The organism is Bacteroides sp. HMSC067B03 (genome assembly GCF_001811315.1).
In the GTDB taxonomy this organism is placed as follows: domain Bacteria; phylum Bacteroidota; class Bacteroidia; order Bacteroidales; family Bacteroidaceae; genus Bacteroides; species Bacteroides faecis.
On sequence record NZ_KV804326.1, the window covers coordinates 1 to 383 of the forward strand.

Sequence of the window (383 nt, forward strand, 5' to 3'; positions counted from 1 at the left end):
ATTGGCATTGCAAAGATAATCAAATTTGTATTATTATAAACATTCATTTTAAAAGAGTATGAGCATGTTGAAAGAAAAAGTTACGGGGATGGCTACCGGATATACAGTAAATGCACCACAATGGGTGAATACGTCCACACAAGCACCAGAGTTCAAGTCCTTTTATAAGACCGTCTCCGGGAATGAAGGGAATAAATGCAATTACCCGACACGTTTAGACCTCTACGGCTGTGGATGCTTTCACGACTGTTCTTATTGTTATGCAAAGTCGCTTCTTAATTTCAGGGGACTATGGCATCCAGATAATCCGTCCGTTTCCCGGACGGACAAAGTGGAGAGGAAGATCTGCAAATTAGAGCGGGGAACAGTTGTGCGTTTGGGTG

1 pseudogene is annotated in these 383 nt (G+C 42.3%); it reads left to right on the forward strand.

From position 1 onward, the window contains the following. Positions 1 to 64 precede the first annotated feature (64 nt). Positions 65 to 383 (forward strand): annotated as a pseudogene (locus tag HMPREF2794_RS29445) (radical SAM protein); the annotation flags it as partial.